The organism is Hymenobacter swuensis DY53 (assembly GCF_000576555.1).
Taxonomy (GTDB): Bacteria; Bacteroidota; Bacteroidia; order Cytophagales; family Hymenobacteraceae; genus Hymenobacter; species Hymenobacter swuensis.
In genome coordinates this window covers 638,932-653,861 of sequence record NZ_CP007145.1, presented here as the reverse complement: position 1 = coordinate 653,861, position 14,930 = coordinate 638,932, and the positions used below count along the sequence as shown (strand labels likewise).

20 protein-coding genes are annotated in these 14,930 nt (G+C 57.8%); 11 read left to right on the top strand and 9 right to left on the bottom strand.

Annotated features, from left to right (window positions below; all coding sequences use genetic code 11):
- The first annotated feature begins 53 nt into the window (after positions 1–53).
- Positions 54–341, top strand: a complete 288-nt coding sequence (locus HSW_RS04330) for a YMGG-like glycine zipper-containing protein (protein ID WP_052346106.1) — start codon at positions 54–56, stop codon at positions 339–341.
- Between the two features lie 330 nt (positions 342–671).
- Here HSW_RS04330 and HSW_RS04325 read toward each other — a convergent pair whose 3' ends face one another.
- On the bottom strand, positions 672–1,232 hold the full coding sequence (locus tag HSW_RS04325) for a methyltransferase domain-containing protein (protein ID WP_394332384.1): 561 nt from the start codon (positions 1,230–1,232) through the stop codon (positions 672–674).
- 116 nt (positions 1,233–1,348) lie between these two features.
- Here HSW_RS04325 and HSW_RS04320 point away from each other — a divergent pair, with 116 nt between their 5' ends.
- Positions 1,349–2,281, top strand: a complete 933-nt coding sequence (locus tag HSW_RS04320; protein ID WP_044004110.1) for a D-2-hydroxyacid dehydrogenase — start codon at positions 1,349–1,351, stop codon at positions 2,279–2,281.
- Positions 2,282–2,359: 78 nt separating this feature from the next.
- Here HSW_RS04320 and HSW_RS22500 read toward each other — a convergent pair whose 3' ends face one another.
- On the bottom strand, positions 2,360–3,562 hold the full coding sequence (locus tag HSW_RS22500; protein ID WP_052346104.1) for a trypsin-like serine peptidase: 1,203 nt from the start codon (positions 3,560–3,562) through the stop codon (positions 2,360–2,362).
- 54 nt (positions 3,563–3,616) lie between these two features.
- Positions 3,617–4,603 carry a DNA/RNA non-specific endonuclease gene (locus HSW_RS04310; RefSeq protein ID WP_044000964.1) on the bottom strand — a complete coding sequence of 329 codons (987 nt, stop codon included), beginning with the start codon at positions 4,601–4,603 and terminating at the stop codon, positions 3,617–3,619.
- Between the two features lie 319 nt (positions 4,604–4,922).
- On the opposite strand from HSW_RS04310, the gene HSW_RS04305 reads away from it, so the two are divergent.
- From HSW_RS04305 to HSW_RS04295, 3 genes are read left to right on the top strand one after another with little or no spacing between them, the layout of a single operon-like run.
- Positions 4,923–5,441 (top strand): LVIVD repeat-containing protein, encoded by a 519-nt coding sequence (locus HSW_RS04305; RefSeq protein ID WP_044000963.1) that lies wholly within the window; start codon positions 4,923–4,925, stop codon positions 5,439–5,441.
- A gap of 12 nt (positions 5,442–5,453) precedes the next feature.
- Positions 5,454–6,221 (top strand): LVIVD repeat-containing protein, encoded by a 768-nt coding sequence (locus tag HSW_RS04300; protein ID WP_044000962.1) that lies wholly within the window; start codon positions 5,454–5,456, stop codon positions 6,219–6,221.
- On the top strand, positions 6,221–6,892 hold the full coding sequence (locus HSW_RS04295; RefSeq protein ID WP_044000961.1) for a hypothetical protein: 672 nt from the start codon (positions 6,221–6,223) through the stop codon (positions 6,890–6,892). The genes HSW_RS04300 and HSW_RS04295 overlap by 1 nt, the downstream gene beginning before the upstream one ends.
- A gap of 107 nt (positions 6,893–6,999) precedes the next feature.
- Here HSW_RS04295 and HSW_RS24090 read toward each other — a convergent pair whose 3' ends face one another.
- The 4 genes from HSW_RS24090 to HSW_RS04280 form a co-directional block, all read right to left on the bottom strand.
- On the bottom strand, positions 7,000–7,137 hold the full coding sequence (locus HSW_RS24090; protein ID WP_155832817.1) for a hypothetical protein: 138 nt from the start codon (positions 7,135–7,137) through the stop codon (positions 7,000–7,002).
- Between the two features lie 69 nt (positions 7,138–7,206).
- Positions 7,207–7,593, bottom strand: a complete 387-nt coding sequence (locus tag HSW_RS04290; protein ID WP_044000960.1) for a DUF3037 domain-containing protein — start codon at positions 7,591–7,593, stop codon at positions 7,207–7,209.
- Entirely contained in the window at positions 7,571–8,362 is a 792-nt protein-coding gene (locus HSW_RS04285; protein WP_044000959.1) for a HipA family kinase, read from the bottom strand. Before HSW_RS04285 ends, HSW_RS04290 begins: the two co-directional genes overlap by 23 nt.
- A 110-nt stretch (positions 8,363–8,472) precedes the next feature.
- Positions 8,473–9,636 carry an extracellular catalytic domain type 1 short-chain-length polyhydroxyalkanoate depolymerase gene (locus HSW_RS04280; RefSeq protein WP_052346103.1) on the bottom strand — a complete coding sequence of 388 codons (1,164 nt, stop codon included), beginning with the start codon at positions 9,634–9,636 and terminating at the stop codon, positions 8,473–8,475.
- Positions 9,637–9,825: 189 nt separating this feature from the next.
- Between HSW_RS04280 and HSW_RS04275 the strand changes: the two genes are divergently transcribed.
- Positions 9,826–10,776, top strand: a complete 951-nt coding sequence (locus HSW_RS04275; RefSeq protein WP_044000958.1) for a 1-phosphofructokinase family hexose kinase — start codon at positions 9,826–9,828, stop codon at positions 10,774–10,776.
- A gap of 82 nt (positions 10,777–10,858) precedes the next feature.
- Here the strand turns inward: HSW_RS04275 and HSW_RS04270 are convergent, their stop codons facing one another.
- Together HSW_RS04270 and HSW_RS04265 are read right to left on the bottom strand one after the other, a co-directional pair.
- Entirely contained in the window at positions 10,859–11,359 is a 501-nt protein-coding gene (locus tag HSW_RS04270; protein ID WP_044000957.1) for a hypothetical protein, read from the bottom strand.
- Positions 11,360–11,610: 251 nt separating this feature from the next.
- Complete coding sequence (locus HSW_RS04265) at positions 11,611–11,904, bottom strand: cupin domain-containing protein (protein WP_197031940.1); 294 nt, start codon at positions 11,902–11,904, stop codon at positions 11,611–11,613.
- 87 nt (positions 11,905–11,991) lie between these two features.
- Between HSW_RS04265 and HSW_RS04260 the strand changes: the two genes are divergently transcribed.
- The 5 genes from HSW_RS04260 to HSW_RS04245 all read left to right on the top strand — a co-directional run bounded on the left by HSW_RS04260 (position 11,992) and on the right by HSW_RS04245 (position 14,900).
- A complete protein-coding gene (locus tag HSW_RS04260; protein WP_044000956.1) occupies positions 11,992–12,393 on the top strand; it encodes an NUDIX hydrolase in 402 nt (133 codons plus the stop codon).
- Positions 12,394–12,794: 401 nt separating this feature from the next.
- Complete coding sequence (locus HSW_RS04255) at positions 12,795–13,370, top strand: hypothetical protein (RefSeq protein ID WP_052346102.1); 576 nt, start codon at positions 12,795–12,797, stop codon at positions 13,368–13,370.
- Positions 13,371–13,413: 43 nt separating this feature from the next.
- Positions 13,414–13,878, top strand: coding sequence for a hypothetical protein (locus HSW_RS04250; RefSeq protein WP_052346101.1), 465 nt, complete (start codon positions 13,414–13,416; stop codon positions 13,876–13,878).
- A 289-nt stretch (positions 13,879–14,167) separates the two neighbouring features.
- A complete protein-coding gene (locus tag HSW_RS24085; protein ID WP_155832816.1) occupies positions 14,168–14,332 on the top strand; it encodes a hypothetical protein in 165 nt (54 codons plus the stop codon).
- Positions 14,310–14,900 carry a hypothetical protein gene (locus HSW_RS04245; protein WP_044000955.1) on the top strand — a complete coding sequence of 197 codons (591 nt, stop codon included), beginning with the start codon at positions 14,310–14,312 and terminating at the stop codon, positions 14,898–14,900. Before HSW_RS24085 ends, HSW_RS04245 begins: the two co-directional genes overlap by 23 nt.
- The last annotated feature ends 30 nt before the right edge of the window (positions 14,901–14,930 follow it).

The following is a 14,930-nucleotide window of genomic DNA, read 5'->3' as shown; positions in this document are numbered from 1 at the left end:
CATACGCGTTAGACGACCTAAACACATTTTTCTCCGTGTTAACGACTTACGCCATGAAAACCATCAAAATATATGCGGCTATGCTTTCGGCCCTGTTTGTTCTGGAAAGCACGGTAGTAGCATCGGACGCTTCTGCTCAGACCAAAAAAACCTGGAGCAAAAAAGCCAAAGGCGCCGCCATTGGCGGCGGTGCCGGGGCAGTAACCGGAGCCGTAGTTGGCGGTGGTAAAGGGGCGGTAATTGGCACTGTAGCCGGGGCCGCTGCCGGCGGAGTCATCGGCCGCAAAAAAGACAAGAAGAAGGATCCCGTGCGCTACGACCAGTATTCGCGCAAGGACTAAGTTAACTAAGGGTCCTTGACCACCAAAAAGCCCCGTACCGAATAGGCGCGGGGCTTTTTTCTATAATTTGAGAGAAAATTAACAACCGCAGGCTCCGGCGGCCTTCACTCTAGCGGCTTTGCCCACGACTAGTGCGGGGCCGCAGTCGCACAGGCCGAAATGACGGCTCTTGTCACCTAGCACCCGAAAATATTGACCGTAGCGGGTTTCGCTTACCATGGCCGCCGTGCTGCAACACACTAGCATAGGCCTGCCGGTTTCAAAGCGGTGGTGGTCATCGAGGTCAAACGCGTGCGGCAAACCCGGGGCCGTACCTTCATAAATAGCCACCTACCCAAAATCCTCGCACCGGTCTTCCAGATCGAGCTTGAACGCACGCACGGTGAGGGAGTAGAAGCCGATATTGCCCACTTTGACCTCAATTCCGGGGTTATCGATGGTGAGGCGGCGGCTGGAGGTCAGGCGGTAGTCCCGAACGCCAATTCGGTGCAGCAGGCGGCGAAAATCTTCGGTATAGAGTGCTCCGTTCAGGCACTCGCCGTAAAGCACCGGGTCCTGGTGCCGGGCTACGGGTACGCGCTGGTCGGCAAAAACATCGGCAATGTGCAGCTCGCCCCTGAGCCTCAGCACCCGGAAAATTTCGCGGTAGGTAGCTTCTTCATCCGTGCTGAGGTTGAGGACGCAATTGCTCACCACTACATCCACGCTATTATCAGGAAGGCCGGCCGTGGCCATGTCCTCAATGTAGCCGTGCCGAAACTCCACGTTGGGCGCGGCATAGCCAAAGCGGGTAATATGCGCCCCTATGTGCCCCCGGGCTACGTCGAGTTGCTCCTCCGTCATATCTACTCCAATCACGTCCATAGTGAGACTGGATTTTCGGGACGGCAATTTGCCACTGGAACCGGGGCTGCAGGGTACATACCCCTCTGTTGAGCGGCTCTGGCCCGCCCCTATCTTCTGCTGCCCGATGCAACCTCCGGCGCGGGTTGGGTAGTATGCCCCTGATGCATCTATTCGTTTATTCCGCCCTCTCCGATTCGGCCCGCACTGAGCTGCTACGCCAGCTGCCGGCCGCTGTTCGCCCGGTCTTCCGCACCGATATACCTGCCGATGAGCAGCCGGCAGCTTTTCAGGCAGCCGAGCTGCTACTGGGCAACCCACCGCCGGAGTGGTTTGCCCCGATGCCGCCCGCCCTGCGCTTCTGGCAGATTGACTCCGCCGGCATAGACCGGTACCAGCAATTGCAGCCCGCCTTTCCGGTTGCGAACATGGGCGACTTTTTTGCCTGGCCCTGCGCCGAAACCATGGTGGCGGGCTTACTGGGGTTGTTGCGCTACGTGCCGGAACTGGCCGTATGGCAGGCGGAAAAACGCTGGGTAGGAAATCCTATACGGCCCCTGATGCGGCTGTTGCGCCACCAGCGCGTGGTTGTTCTGGGCAGCGGCGCTATCGGGCAGGCCGTGGCGCAGCAACTGACGGGCTTTGGCTGTCATGTACAGTTCCTGGCCCGCACCGACCCCAGTGCCCAGCTGCACTCCCGGGAGCAGCTCCAGGCGGTCCTGCCCCACACGGATATTGTGGTGAACTGCTTGCCCGGCAGTGCCGATGGGTTCTTCTCAGCCGACCTGATTGCCGCGTTGCCGGAACATGCCCTGTACGCCAGCGTGGGCCGGGGCAATACCACCGATGAGCCAGCTCTCATTGTGGCCCTCCAGTCTGGCCGTTTGGGTGGGGCCGTACTCGATGTAACCGCCCAGGAGCCCTTGCCCGCCAACAGCCCGCTTTGGAATATTCCGCGCGTACTGCTCACCCAGCACAGTGGGGGCGGCCAGCCCGGCGAAGACGAAGGCAAAGTGGCAGTATTTCTGCGCAACCTCCGGCACCTGCTGCTGCAGGAGCCGCTGGAAAACAAAGTACAACTGCGGCAAGGGTATTAATATCCTGACTTTGCACTTATTTCGCAGCTAAGAACGAAGCGAGACACTTCATTGAACTTTTGCGAAACCTAACCCGGATTATTCGGGACGAGATTCTCTGGCAGAAGTTAGCGGTAGCATATCATCCATTGGTGGCGGCAAATCCGGATGGGCAGTTGCGCCAATAACAGGCCGTAGCATCATCTCAACAAATGTTCTACCCAGCGAACTGATGACGCAATTAGGCGTTGATGTGACATTGGCAGCAGTTGCGGCCACAAAACGCCTCTCAACGTCTTTCATGAAATAACTGATACGCAAGCCTTCGTTGGCGTACCACCACTTCATTTTTTTACCCATGGCCTCCTCCCATAGGCCACCGCCAAGGGCCAGAATATTGCCATTTTCATCCCGCTTTTCTGCTGCTGCATGGTGGACGCCAACCACTTCCCATTGGTTGTTGAACAAAGGGGAGCCGGAAGAGCCTTCCAACGTATCCGTTTCGTAATGCATCCATGTGTTGTTTAGGGCAGGCTCTTCCAAGGCCAGTAAGCGGTTATTACGCATACTTACTTGGCGGGGCTGCCCTTCGGGATGGTGTAGTGCGTTAATGGATTCGCCTTTTATCAATTTCCCTTCTTCACTAAACAGAAAATTATACCCAAACTCCGTCAGCACTGACGTAGGTCGGCCGCTTTCAGGGCGTGGTGTCGATTCCACGCCTATCAAGGCATAATCCAAGCCGCCATCTGCCGGGCTGCTGATGTACACTAGGTCCGGCCGAAAATTGAAAAGTGCAGTCGGGTGGATGATACCGCCAAAACTCTCTTCGTAATCAAACTCAACCCAGCTTTCCTGGGCAACCTGCAGGCTACTGATAACGTGCTGATTGGTTAACAACAAGTTGGGAGCAACGAGAAAACCTGTGCCCCAGCCCACACGGATGCCTCGGCTACGAACATAAATACGCCCAACTGTACGACGCGCTTCCCAGCCTTTCAGTAAAAACCAGCAAGGCAGCCCGTCATAGGTACCGATAGTGCTTTCGAATGCCCGCTGAGTGTCAGGCGGAGCATTCAGCACGGGTCCGCTGGCCAAAATCTCCCTATCTGCTTTGGTTAGGGCAGGCGCAGTGCTTGTATCTGCTAACAGCCGCATTTTGCGCTTTTCAATTCTTTCGGGGGTATCAGCCTCAAGAAGCCGACCCAAGCGCACATCATTCCGGGTTTTATTTCGTTCCCGCTCAGACGCGACCAGCCGGTCATACACTGCCATAAGTGCTGAATTGATAAGATCATTCATGGCGAAAGAAGTTGATCAGCGTAGGAATTAAGCAGTAGGTAAGCTTTCCGGCGCCTACATACTTAAATTCTTATAGTCCATGCGAATGCGAAAACGCTTGGCGACCAACTCCAATCCGTTGGCAGACAAGGGTAGCTCGTGCGCTTTTAAGTAGTCAAAATCGAGTCCGGTGCGCGTCTTGATTTCATTCAGCTCAACGCGGAAAGTTCCGGCCTCAAAGGCAGCTTCCCGCCCCAGCATATCTTCGATCAACTGCTCCTGTTCCAGCATGTAGGCCGCAGCTGCTAAATTTTCTCCTTTGACATAAACCAGAATTTTCCAGAAGGCCAGCGGCAAACGGACTCCTTTATAGAGCGGGTCGTCTTCCTGCATGACCGGACCGGTGAACACTGTTATCCTTTTATTTTTAATGTCTGCCGTATGCAGCAGATAATTTTCCAGGCCTTGCCAGAGGTCCTGCCCTTGGTTGAAGCGCGCGTGCTGCGGAGAGCAGTTGGTGAAATGAAACGTGTCATCGTTGGCGCGCTGTGCCTGCGGCCCCCATACCGGGTCCAGGCGTCGTACCAGATGGCCTCGATCCAGCGCGTTACGGCTATAAAGCGCCTCGCCGATTTGCTCCGACTCCGCTATCCGCGAATCAAAGAACCAACGGTCTTTGCCTCGGCTTAGCTCCTGGCTTTGGCTACCATCAATGTTAACGGCAGTGTAGTAAGCCAACTGCCGCCGACGATTCATCACAATACTAAAGTGAGTGTAGGGCAGTATGGTAGGGTCGTTAATGGATTTAGTATCACTGTTCTTTGCGGCATTGCGGCGCTGCTCTTCCGTTAGGGTTGGCAACTCAACGGGTATATCCAGAAAATCCTTAGTGTAGCCTTCGTAGCCTTGGTAATAGCTGCGTGGGCGAGCTACTTCCAGAGCGGTTGCACCACCGACTACATTCTCTTCAAAACGACTTGGTGACTGTGCAGCAAAGTCATTGGCGAGTTGCTTCCCGTTCAAGTGCACCGTGACGGAAAAAGTGATATCGTTAGTGTCCATTATTTTATGAATAAGGTGAATACTGCCGGGCCGTGAAATCAACTCAAATGAATAGTTAAAGCTAGCCGCGGTTGATAGTGTGCTACATCAGTACCACCACTGAATATGAAATGATATTCCCGGAATCATGCGATTGTAATCTGCTATGCTGCCCTGAGGCATCCGGAATTACATGCAGAGTTGCTGCTTGCTATGAGAGAAGAAGTAAGGCCCCCCCTGGCCCCTGTAATCGTGTTAATTTTCAACTACGAACACCTTAAATGCAACCATATCACTAGTAGTTGTCCTCCTACCCGTAACCCACATTATCCAAGCTGCTATGCAAAAACTGTACGCTATTCTTCTCGGAGGCGGCCTGCTTATGAGCCTGACGGCCTGCCCCGGCCTTATTGATCCGATGGATCGGGCACCCCTCCCACAGTACAAGCCGCTGCTGATGGCCCGCACGCAGCTGGAGCAGGCAGTGGCCGTCCTGCCGCCCCAAGAACTACACAACACGGGCAAAATCTATCTGCGCGACCCGTACATTTTCATCAACGAGCAGTACGAAGGCGTCCATATTATCAACAACCAAGACCCAGAGCACCCGCAGCCGGTAGCTTTTCTGCGCATTCCCGGCAATGTGGATGTGGCCATGAAAGGCAATCTGCTCTACGCCGACAGTGGCTCCGACCTGCTCACGTTTGACATGAGCAACGTGCAGGCGGCCCGGCTGCTGAACCGGGTCCGCGAGGCCGTGCCGGAGCTGCCCATGCCCGAAACCGGCGAAATACCCGCCGAATATCAGCCCCAGAACCGCCCGGCCGATGCGGTAGTTATTGGCTGGCAGAAACTGTAAGCCCCGATTTTTATGAAGCAATTTTCTACTCTTCTGCTCCTGGTCGGCCTACTCGGCAGCCTGCCTCTCACTTCCTGCAGCACCAACAGCGACGCCAGCCCTAACAGTGCCGATGCCGCCGCCGATAACGGCAAAGGCGGCTCCCTGGCCCGCTTCACCGTCCTTGATAACACGCTGTACGTGGTGGACAATGAGAGCCTGCGGTCCTTTAGCCTGGCCAACCCAGCCGCGCCGGCCAGAGGCACCATCATTCCGCTGGGGCTGGGCATCGAAACTATTTACCCGAGGCCGCCCTACCTGTTTCTGGGTACGCAGCGCGGCATGTTCATTTTTGATGCCACCGTGCCCAATCAACCCCAACAGGCGGCCTATTATCAGCACGTTATGAGCTGCGACCCGGTGGTGGTAGACGAACGGTACGCCTACGTAACCCTGCGCGACGGGCGAACCTGCGGCGGCGGGCCGAATCAGCTGCAAGTAATTGACCTGACGAACCTACGCGCCCCACGTCTGGCCCAGAGTTACCCTATGCAGCACCCGCTGGGCCTGGGGGTGGACAGCACCCTGCTGTTCGTATGCGATAAGGACCAGCTCAAGGTCTATGATACCCGGCAGGCCCCGCTGCTACCCACGCCGCAGGTTTTCCCGGTAAACGTGTCGGATGTCATTCCGCACCGGGGGCTGCTGCTGGCCATCGGCCCCGATGGTCTGTACCAGTACCGCTACCGCAACGGCAGCCTCACCCCGCTGAGCAAGTTGCCCATTAGCTCTACCCGCTAATGCGCTGGCTGCTCCCACTGGCCCTTTTACTGCCTGTAAGATTACTGGCCCAAATACCCGGAACGCCCCCCATTGAGCCCACCAAAAACCGCTATGGTGCGGTTTCGGTGGGTGCTCTTCCGCTACTGGCCAGTGGCTACTACCTGAGCCTAGAAAAGCCGTGGCAGCCCGACTCCCGCCACAGCCTAGTGCTAACGCCACAATGGTACCGGGGCCGGGTGAACGACCTGACTTCTAACTTGCACCAAAATGGGGCAGACCGGGTGCGCGGCTACGGCCTGGACGTGCAGCACCGCATCTACCTCGGGCCACAACTAACTCCCTTTGATGGGTTTTATGTCAGCTACGGGGTTTCGTACCAGTATTTCCGGATGCAGTTTCAGGCTCCGGGCTGGCTGGCTGAACCAGGTCCCAATGGGTTGTATTACTATCAGTACCGCCTGCGCGACCAAACAGAAACCATTGACCGATATGGTGCTTCCGTAATACTGGGCCGGCAGGTGCTGTTCCCGAATACCCCCGTATTCTTCGACACTTACCTTGGAATAGGGCTGCGCCAAGCTACCTCCCGTTCTGTTATACCTGGTAATTACTACGCTGCCAGTATGAGCGACTATGGGCACGAGGGGCTGTACATTCCTGTTGGCTTTCGACTGGGGGTGGCCATGTGAGAACTACACCCTGTCCGCAAGCTTCTCAACGTCCACGGCCCGGTCCCGAAGCTACCTATACAGGTTATCCGGGACCGGGCCGTGGGGCATTGAGCACGCTGGAGGTACTAGCCGGGGATTACGCCAATGAGGTGCAATACCCAGCCGAACAAGTACACGCCCGGAATGAACAGGGCGTATGCCCACCACGGCAACCGGTTGAGATGCAGCCCGCGCTGGACGGGCCAGTTGTTACGCACTTCCATAACCTGCTTGGTTTAGTGTGAGTTGACTACCGGAATATAGCCAAAATCACGCATAAAGCAAGCTCATTATCAAGCTACTAGCTGCTCATATAACCGATCCAGCGTGGTGGCGGCATCGTCGCAGAGGCCGGGGTGCACGGGAGAAGTCTGCACGATGGTACTGCGCATAGCCGTGAGCCAGCGGAAGCGCGAAGCCACGGCCAGCTGCCCGATGGGTCCACCCTCGCGACGGCCCCGGCAGATGCGCTCAAACACTTGGAGTCGGGCCCGCAGGTCATCCAGATCTAAGCCCGAGCCGGCGAAAGCCTGCAGGCGGGTTTCGGGTAGGTGGCAGCGGGTTTGCAGGAACCCTTGGGCCGAGCAGTATAGAATCACGCCCACGTTCAAAAACTCTTCGCGCTCCACGCGGGGCACCACGCGCAGCACGGCATACTCAAACAAGTGCATTGCGGGCAGTTAAAGCTTCCTGAACATAGGTATGCGAGGCCGCCAGCCGCGTCGAGAGGAACGCCACGTACTGGGCGCGTTGTTCCTCTGGGCTGAGGTCGGGTTCCTGCAGCCACTCGTCGGGCACCAGGTTCACAATGGCTGTCAGCACTTCCGGCGAGAGGCGAGCGTGGGCCTCGGCATCAACAGCTTCCAGCTCGGTGGCGCGGGGCAGCAGCACATGGTCCTTAAGCTGCGGGAACGGGCGGGTGGCCTTGGCGGCCCAGCCAGCGCCGCTATGATGCAGGTACAGCGCCGCGCCGTGGTCGATGAGCCACAATTCCCGGTGCCACATCAGCATATTGGTGTTGCGGGCCGTGCGGTCCACGTTCAGCGTCAGGCAGTCGAGCCAAACAACCAAGGAGGCCAGACGCGGCTCCACGTCGTTGATCAGCGGGTCGAAGGTAACGGCGCCGGCCAGGAAGTGCAGAGCCAGGTTCAGGCCCGTGCTGAAGCGCAGCAGGTCCTGAATTTCCTCGTCGGGCTCAGTGCGCCCGAAGGCTTCGCTTAGGTTGATGAACACCAGCTCGGGCATCCGCAGACCCAGCACCCGGGCCAGCTCGCCCACAATCAGCTCGGCAATCAGGGCTTTGAGCCCCTGGCCCGCGCCCCGGAACTTCACCACGTACATAAACCCGTCGCTGGCTTCCACCAGTGCGGGCAACGACCCTCCCTCGCGCAACGGAATGATGTAGCGCGTCACATCGACGGTGCGGAGGGCAAGCTCAGGAGCTGGCATAGACAACAGAAAAAATCGGCAGGCACAAAGGAAGGGCAAATCTGCCGGTTTGTACCACGAATAGAAACAATGATGCTGACTCCCAGACTATCAGACCAGAACTGCCAGAGCTACTCCGCCGACTTCAGCAGCCGACGGTACAAGGGCTGCCCACCTACTACCACGCGCACCCAGTACACGCCGGGAGCCCAGCTTTCGGTACTGAGGCGCAGACTGCCATCATTGGCGCGCTGACTTTTAACGGCTACCACGCGGCCCACGGCATCTGTTACCTGCACTTGCGCGGGTTGCAGCCCGGTAGTTCCGAAGCGTAGCGTCACTTGGTCGCGGGCGGGGTTGGGAGTTACCGAGAACTGCTGCTCCAGCGCTTCCCGAGCTGTGGTCACCAGTCCTGAGAGGCGGTAAGGCCGCAAAAACCGCCAGATTTCCCGGCTGGCATTAATGTCGCGGTTCGTGACGCCGGTGTTGATGGGTGCACCCGGCCAGGTATGGCCGCCCCCGATAATGCGGTACAACTCCACCACGCTACCGTTGCGGCCACCGGTGTACAGTTGCCGCTCCGCCGTACTGCCGTCATTGGGGTTGGCATCAGGCACTGGCGTGATGATGGGCGTGGGGTTGCAGCCGTTGCGCTGCACCCAGCTGCTGAGAACGGTTGGAATCGGCAGGAAAAACCCATTTCCCAAGTACGGCACTAGGCTATCTTCGGTACCGTGAATCTGGAGCACCGGCACGGGCCGTGAGGGTGCACACGCGTCCAGCCGACTAGCCACCATGCTGCCCGTAACAGAGGCAATGGCCGCAATGCGCCCGCTCAGCTGACAGGCCAGCTCATAGCTCATGAAGCCGCCGTTGCTCATACCGGTGCTGTACACGCGGCTCGGCTCCACGCGGTAGCGCGCACTCACTGAGTCCAGCAATGCTGCCAGAAAGGCTACATCATCGGGGCCGCCGCTGCCAGGAGGCACGAAGTTGTTCCAGAATCGGTTGCCGGCTGCATCCACGGTGCCATTGGGATGCAGTACCAGGAAGTTGGCCGTATCGGCAATGGTGCGAAAGTCACCGTACTGCTCCTGCTCCACGTTATTGGAGCCGTAGCCGTGCAGGTTCAGCAGCAGCGGTACGGGCTGCGCACCGGTGTAGGCGCGGGGCACGTAGAGGCGGTAGTCGCGCACGGTGCCGCCGAAGCGGATGGTACCCGTGACGGTCGTCTGGGCCGAAATCAGGTTCGGCAGCAAGGCCACGGTCAGCAAGGAAAGTATACGCTTGAGCATAGCGGGCAAGAGAAAAGTGGGAAGACTACCGGTAGCGCCGGCCGGCCACACAAACCGCGCCGCCGCTCTGCTAAGACGGGAAACCCCGGCGGATGTTTACTTTTCGGGGCAAGATTGCCCCGGCTCCTGCACAACCTCCGGCCGCGTGGGCAGTACACGCTACTTCACCTGCTTCTTTCTACTCTGCTTATGCCGCGCATCGTCACGCTCACGCTGAACCCAACCGTTGATAAAAGCACCACCGCCGACCACATTATTCCCGACCAGAAGCTGCGCTGCGCCGCGCCCAGGTTCGAGCCCGGCGGCGGCGGCATCAACGTGAGTCGGGCGCTGCGGCGGTTGGGCTCCGAGTCGGTGGCGGTGTTCCCGGCGGGCGGGCCTACTGGCCAGCAGTTGCAGGAGCTGCTGGCCCAGGAGCAGATTCAGCAGCTACCCATAGCCATTGCGGGCCGCACCCGCGAGAACTTCATTGTGGTAGACAGTTCCAGCAGCCAGCAGTACCGCTTCGGGATGCCCGGTACCGAGCTGACCATGGCCGAGCAGCAGCAGGTACTGGCTGCCCTTCAAGCGCTGCCGGAAGCCCCCGAATTCCTAGTCATCAGCGGCAGCCTCCCGCCCGGCGTCGAGCCTGATTTTCTGGCCGAAATAGTCCGGTGGGCGAAACAGGCCGGCACCAAAGTCATTGCCGATACTTCCGGCCCAGCCTTACAGCGCGTATTGCAGGAAGGCGTGTACCTGATCAAGCCCAACGTAGGCGAGCTGAGCAAAATGGCCGGTGTAGAAGAACTAGATAACCTCGCCGTGACGGAGGCCGCCCAGCAGCTGGTGCGCGACAGTAAGGCTGAAGTAGTGGTCGTGTCACTCGGGCCGCAGGGCGCCTGCGTGGTTACAGCCGACACCATCGACCACATTCCGGCCCCGGCCGTGAAAAAACGCAGCACCGTGGGTGCCGGCGACAGTATGGTGGCGGGCCTCGTGCATGGCCTGAGCACCGGCCTGAGTCTGCCCGAAACGGCGCGGCTGGGCGTGGCCTGTGGCTCGGCCGCCACCATGAACCCCGGCACCGAGCTGTTCCGCAAGCCGGACGTAGACCGCCTGTATGCCTGGCTGTGCCAGACGCTGCCGGCCCAGGCAGTTTGATGTGCTGCTAATACACACGTAAAAAGCCCAGCGCTACTTTAGCAGCGCCGGGCTTTTTCGCTCTGAGGGCTAGGCCAATGCGTTAGAAAGAGGCGTACGTGGTAGTGGCCGTAGACGTAATCGTGTAGCCACCCTGCGTCTGTTCGTTCGTCGTTCTCACGCGCAGGGTGGTGGCTGTCAGTTCCAGAACCGCTGCTTTTACCGTCTGCGTGGTGCCATTTACCGGCCCCGTGGCAGTTAGCTCGTTTTCGGCCGCATTGAAGGACCAGGTGAAGCTTGAAGTCTGTGGGTCATTCGTGGAGCAACGGGTTGCTCCTTCATCTGAGACTGCTGTCTTATCAGCGTTGTACTTCACAAAATTGTCCTTCTGGCAGGTTTTCAGCAGAGGATACCCATCCGTTGTGATAGTCTGTCCCAGGAAGGTAGTAGTACCAATAACCGCCGTAATACGCCAGTTTTTGGCCGTTAGCAGGGTTTCGTTAGCGGTAAGCGTAGGGCCATTAGGCTTTACATCGTCTTTTTTGCATCCTGCCAAGCAGGCAGTTAAGCTCAGCCCAAGGGCCAAATAGTAAAATTTGTTCATGAAACTGTGGATATGAAACAAAGCAAAGGATAGTGCACCAGCCACTCAGAGCGGTCAAAACTAGATATTTTCCGGTTGGGTTATTTCCTGCCGGGCAATAAATTATCTGGCAGGACAACCCGTTTTACCTGTTGCCCCGATTTGTTTTTCCATCCTTGCACGGGTTTGGCTCTACTCCCGTTTCAACCCCAGCCGCTCCACGGTTTCGCCCTCGAAATCGAACTCAATCAGGATGGCAGGCTCCTGCCCTATCACCCAGCCGTCGTGGCGGGGGCAATAGCCACTACCTGCGGGGCCGTGTATTCTTCCTGCGTGCCGTCGGCGTACTGAATGCCTAGCTTACCGGTCGCCAGAAACCCCACGTGCGCGTGCTGGCACAGCGCACCACCCACCACCGGCCGCATGTCCTTCGACCACCGGAAGCCCGCCGGATATACCACCCGCTTCACCCGGGAGTTGCCGGTGCGCACTACATCTACCTGTACGCCGCCTACTTCGCGGCGGGTAGCGTCTTTCAAAGGTCCGAGGAAGTCATTGGCAGTCATAGCGATTGGGTTGGAGGTGAAAAGCTGACCAGTAGCGGAATATAATGGCTTCGACGTAGATTTCCGCTGCTTATTCTGAGTTACGCTATGTCCCTCATCGACAAAATTGCCTGGCTGCACCTGCAAGAAGGTCGCGTGCTCAGCACCCGCAGCCGGGGCAAAGACCGGTACTATCTGCCCGGCGGCAAGCGCGAGGCCGGCGAAACCGATACCCAAACGCTGCTGCGCGAAATTTGGGAGGAGCTGACCATAGCTCTAGACCCGGCCAGCCTGCAGTTGCGCGGTGTGTTTACGGCTCCCGCCCACGGCCATGCCCCCGACGTGCTGGTGCAGATGACGCTCTACGCCGCCACCCACACCGGCCAGCTGCAGCCCGCCGCCGAAATCGAGGAAATCATCTGGCTCACCTACCGCCACCGCCCGCAAGTTTCGGCCGTGGACCAGCTGATATTTGATTGGCTGCACCAAAATGGCGAGTTGGCGGAGTAAGCACCTACCCCACTTTGCTGAAAGCCAGCGGCCTTGTTGCGGAGTTCATATGCCGGCCTTCTCAACGCCGTTCCAGTCTGGCTTATACCTGGCGAGGCGTGCAACGGCAAACTGACAACGGCCGCCATAACGATACGTCAGCAGCCGTGTAGCAAGCCTCAAAGGCTTCCTGAGCCCTATTTCATCAGCCATTCACCGATGAGCCCTCAGCAGAGCGAATTAAAATTCGGTCCTTAACTTTGAAATACAAAGTTCTTTTATATTCTTTGTGTTATAAGTGGTAGCGACTGATTATTCGGCAACTACCCACTGCCCGGACCCGGATTTCCAGCCGATAGTTCGCGCCTGCTTTCTGCCACGGTCATTCTTCTATTTTTCTGAATTCTTAACAGCTCCGCATCATGTCACTCCCCAAAAGCCTTCTTCTCCTCGCCCTGGCTACCGGCCTTCTGCTCCTGATTCCGTTGGTGGCTATGCAGTTCACTCAGGAAGTAAACTGGACTTTCTCCGACTTCGTTTTTGCGGGTGTGCTGCTGTTCGGTACGGGCCTGACCTATTTGCTGATTGCCCGCAAATGGAACAGCACCGCCTACAAGTTGGGCGTTGGGGTGGGCGTGGTGGCCGGCCTGATGCTGGTGTGGGCCAATGCGGCCGTGGGGCTGGTGGGGAGTGAGGATAACCCGGTGAACCTGCTGTACGGCGGCGTGCTGCTGGTGGCGCTTATCGGGGCCATCGTCGCCCGGTTCCGGCCGCGAGGCATGTCCAATGCCATGTTCGCGGCGTCGCTGACCTACGTGGCAGTTACCCTGATCGGGCTGTTTGTGTGGAAGCCTACGGGTGCCGCCGCCGAACCCTCCGTGCACCTAGTGAATGTGGTGGTGTTTAACGCGGTTTTCGCGGCAATATGGGCGGTTTCGGGCTGGCTGTTTCGCCGCGCCGACGCTGCCGGCTCAGCTCCAAATCGTCAGTTGGCTTAGCAAACCTATCCTGAATTCTTCCTGAACCTTACGTATTACGCATATGACCGTATCGCACGTTGTAATGGCCGGCGTCCTGCTGCTGCTCGCGGGGCTGCTGTATCTGCTGGTAGCCAGCCGGGGCCGCAGCGGGGCATATAAGCTGGCTGCCGGAATAACGGTAGCCGCTTCCCTGCTGCTGGTGTGGGGCAACCTGGCCGTAGGCTTTATCGGCAGCGAAGACAACCCCGTCAACCTGCTCTACGGCGCGGTGCTTCTCGTCGGCTTCATCGGGGCAGTTCTGGTGAAACTCCAGCCGCAGGGCATGGCCCGCGCCATGTTTGCAACAGCCCTCGCCCAGTTTGCCGTGCCTTTCATTGCGCTGCTCATCAAGCGGCCTGAGCTCAACATGGGCGTACTCTGGGTGATTGTGCTCAACACGGTCTTTGCCGGCCTCTGGGTTGCGGCGGGGCTGCTGTTCCGGCGGGCGGCGGGGGCTGGAGTGGGTTTGGGCCGGCAGGTGGCCTAGAAAACATACACTATGACTCACAGAAACGCCCCGCAACTTGGATGATTGCGGGGCGTTTCTGTGTGCTTCCTCGGTTGTGAAGCACCAGAAAAAACCATCGTTAGGAACCATCTTATAATCTACTAGTTATTAAACCCTTCAGCGACATACTGCGGCCCTTGGTTTCGCATATTTGTGTTGGATAGTTTCTGACTATACCATTAGGATTCGGTAGACTGACGCAATGGGCCACTTGCTGAACCTTTTGCCATATCTTCGTAGTAATACAGCTACTTAACATTGCTGCCTCATGGGAACCACCGACAACAAGCCAACGCCAACAGAACCAACCAAGCTCACCAAAGAGCAACGGCTGGCCCAGGCCCGCGAATATGCCAAGCAGTTCAAGTTTGATACCCTCTCTCCAGAAGAACTGAAGAAGATTCGCCGCAATGCCTACGCCTACCTTCTCTGAAATCCGGCAGCCGGGAGAAGGCTACCCGTTTACGTATCGCAAAGGGCCGACCCAGCAGGGCGGCCCTTTGGTTTGTACGCATTACTACACGTTTCGCACCCGCAAGAACCGGCGGTATGTGGTAGAGGCCGAGCAGTATGAGCACCATGTATACGTGCTGAAATTCTATCCTCTGGCGCTCAAAAACTCCCCCAACCGCTTTAAGCTGCTGGTGAATGACGGCGACGCTTTTCGCATTCTGAGCACCTGCTTGCGGGTATTTGCCGACCTCTGCCGCCGCGACCCGCTGGCTTCGGCCGGCTTCATTGGTGAAGCATTGGCGGGTGAGAGCCGAGCTTTTACCAAGCGGTTTCGGGTGTATTTTCAGTCGGTTGCCACCTTCATTGACTCTGCGGATTTCAATCACCACGTTCTGCCCGCCATCAGCGCCTATTTCCTGGAGAACTGCGCCAATCAGGAGCCCAACCTACTAGGCAAAGTGGAGCAGATGTTTCAGGAGCTGTATATCGTGCCGGAAGCAATGGAGGCCGCTAAGTCAAATCAGTCGGATAGTAACAGCCTATCCTGAAATTTTGACACAATAGAATCAGCATATAAT

What these genes read in the sequence shown, in the direction of transcription:
- HSW_RS04270 (WP_044000957.1), bottom strand. Translation starts at nt 11,359, where the DNA reads ATGAACAAATTTTACTATTTGGCCCTTGGGCTGAGCTTAACTGCCTGC.
- HSW_RS04260 (WP_044000956.1), top strand. Translation starts at nt 11,992, where the DNA reads ATGTCCCTCATCGACAAAATTGCCTGGCTGCACCTGCAAGAAGGTCGC.
- HSW_RS04255 (WP_052346102.1), top strand. Translation starts at nt 12,795, where the DNA reads ATGTCACTCCCCAAAAGCCTTCTTCTCCTCGCCCTGGCTACCGGCCTT.
- HSW_RS04305 (WP_044000963.1), top strand. Translation starts at nt 4,923, where the DNA reads ATGCAAAAACTGTACGCTATTCTTCTCGGAGGCGGCCTGCTTATGAGC.
- HSW_RS04275 (WP_044000958.1), top strand. Translation starts at nt 9,826, where the DNA reads ATGCCGCGCATCGTCACGCTCACGCTGAACCCAACCGTTGATAAAAGC.
- HSW_RS22500 (WP_052346104.1), bottom strand. Translation starts at nt 3,562, where the DNA reads ATGAATGATCTTATCAATTCAGCACTTATGGCAGTGTATGACCGGCTG.
- HSW_RS04300 (WP_044000962.1), top strand. Translation starts at nt 5,454, where the DNA reads ATGAAGCAATTTTCTACTCTTCTGCTCCTGGTCGGCCTACTCGGCAGC.
- HSW_RS04280 (WP_052346103.1), bottom strand. Translation starts at nt 9,636, where the DNA reads ATGCTCAAGCGTATACTTTCCTTGCTGACCGTGGCCTTGCTGCCGAAC.
- HSW_RS04330 (WP_052346106.1), top strand. Translation starts at nt 54, where the DNA reads ATGAAAACCATCAAAATATATGCGGCTATGCTTTCGGCCCTGTTTGTT.
- HSW_RS24090 (WP_155832817.1), bottom strand. Translation starts at nt 7,137, where the DNA reads ATGGAAGTGCGTAACAACTGGCCCGTCCAGCGCGGGCTGCATCTCAAC.
- HSW_RS04295 (WP_044000961.1), top strand. Translation starts at nt 6,221, where the DNA reads ATGCGCTGGCTGCTCCCACTGGCCCTTTTACTGCCTGTAAGATTACTG.
- HSW_RS04250 (WP_052346101.1), top strand. Translation starts at nt 13,414, where the DNA reads ATGACCGTATCGCACGTTGTAATGGCCGGCGTCCTGCTGCTGCTCGCG.
- HSW_RS04245 (WP_044000955.1), top strand. Translation starts at nt 14,310, where the DNA reads ATGCCTACGCCTACCTTCTCTGAAATCCGGCAGCCGGGAGAAGGCTAC.
- HSW_RS04310 (WP_044000964.1), bottom strand. Translation starts at nt 4,603, where the DNA reads ATGGACACTAACGATATCACTTTTTCCGTCACGGTGCACTTGAACGGG.
- HSW_RS04265 (WP_197031940.1), bottom strand. Translation starts at nt 11,904, where the DNA reads ATGACTGCCAATGACTTCCTCGGACCTTTGAAAGACGCTACCCGCCGC.
- HSW_RS04320 (WP_044004110.1), top strand. Translation starts at nt 1,349, where the DNA reads ATGCATCTATTCGTTTATTCCGCCCTCTCCGATTCGGCCCGCACTGAG.
- HSW_RS24085 (WP_155832816.1), top strand. Translation starts at nt 14,168, where the DNA reads ATGGGAACCACCGACAACAAGCCAACGCCAACAGAACCAACCAAGCTC.
- HSW_RS04285 (WP_044000959.1), bottom strand. Translation starts at nt 8,362, where the DNA reads ATGCCAGCTCCTGAGCTTGCCCTCCGCACCGTCGATGTGACGCGCTAC.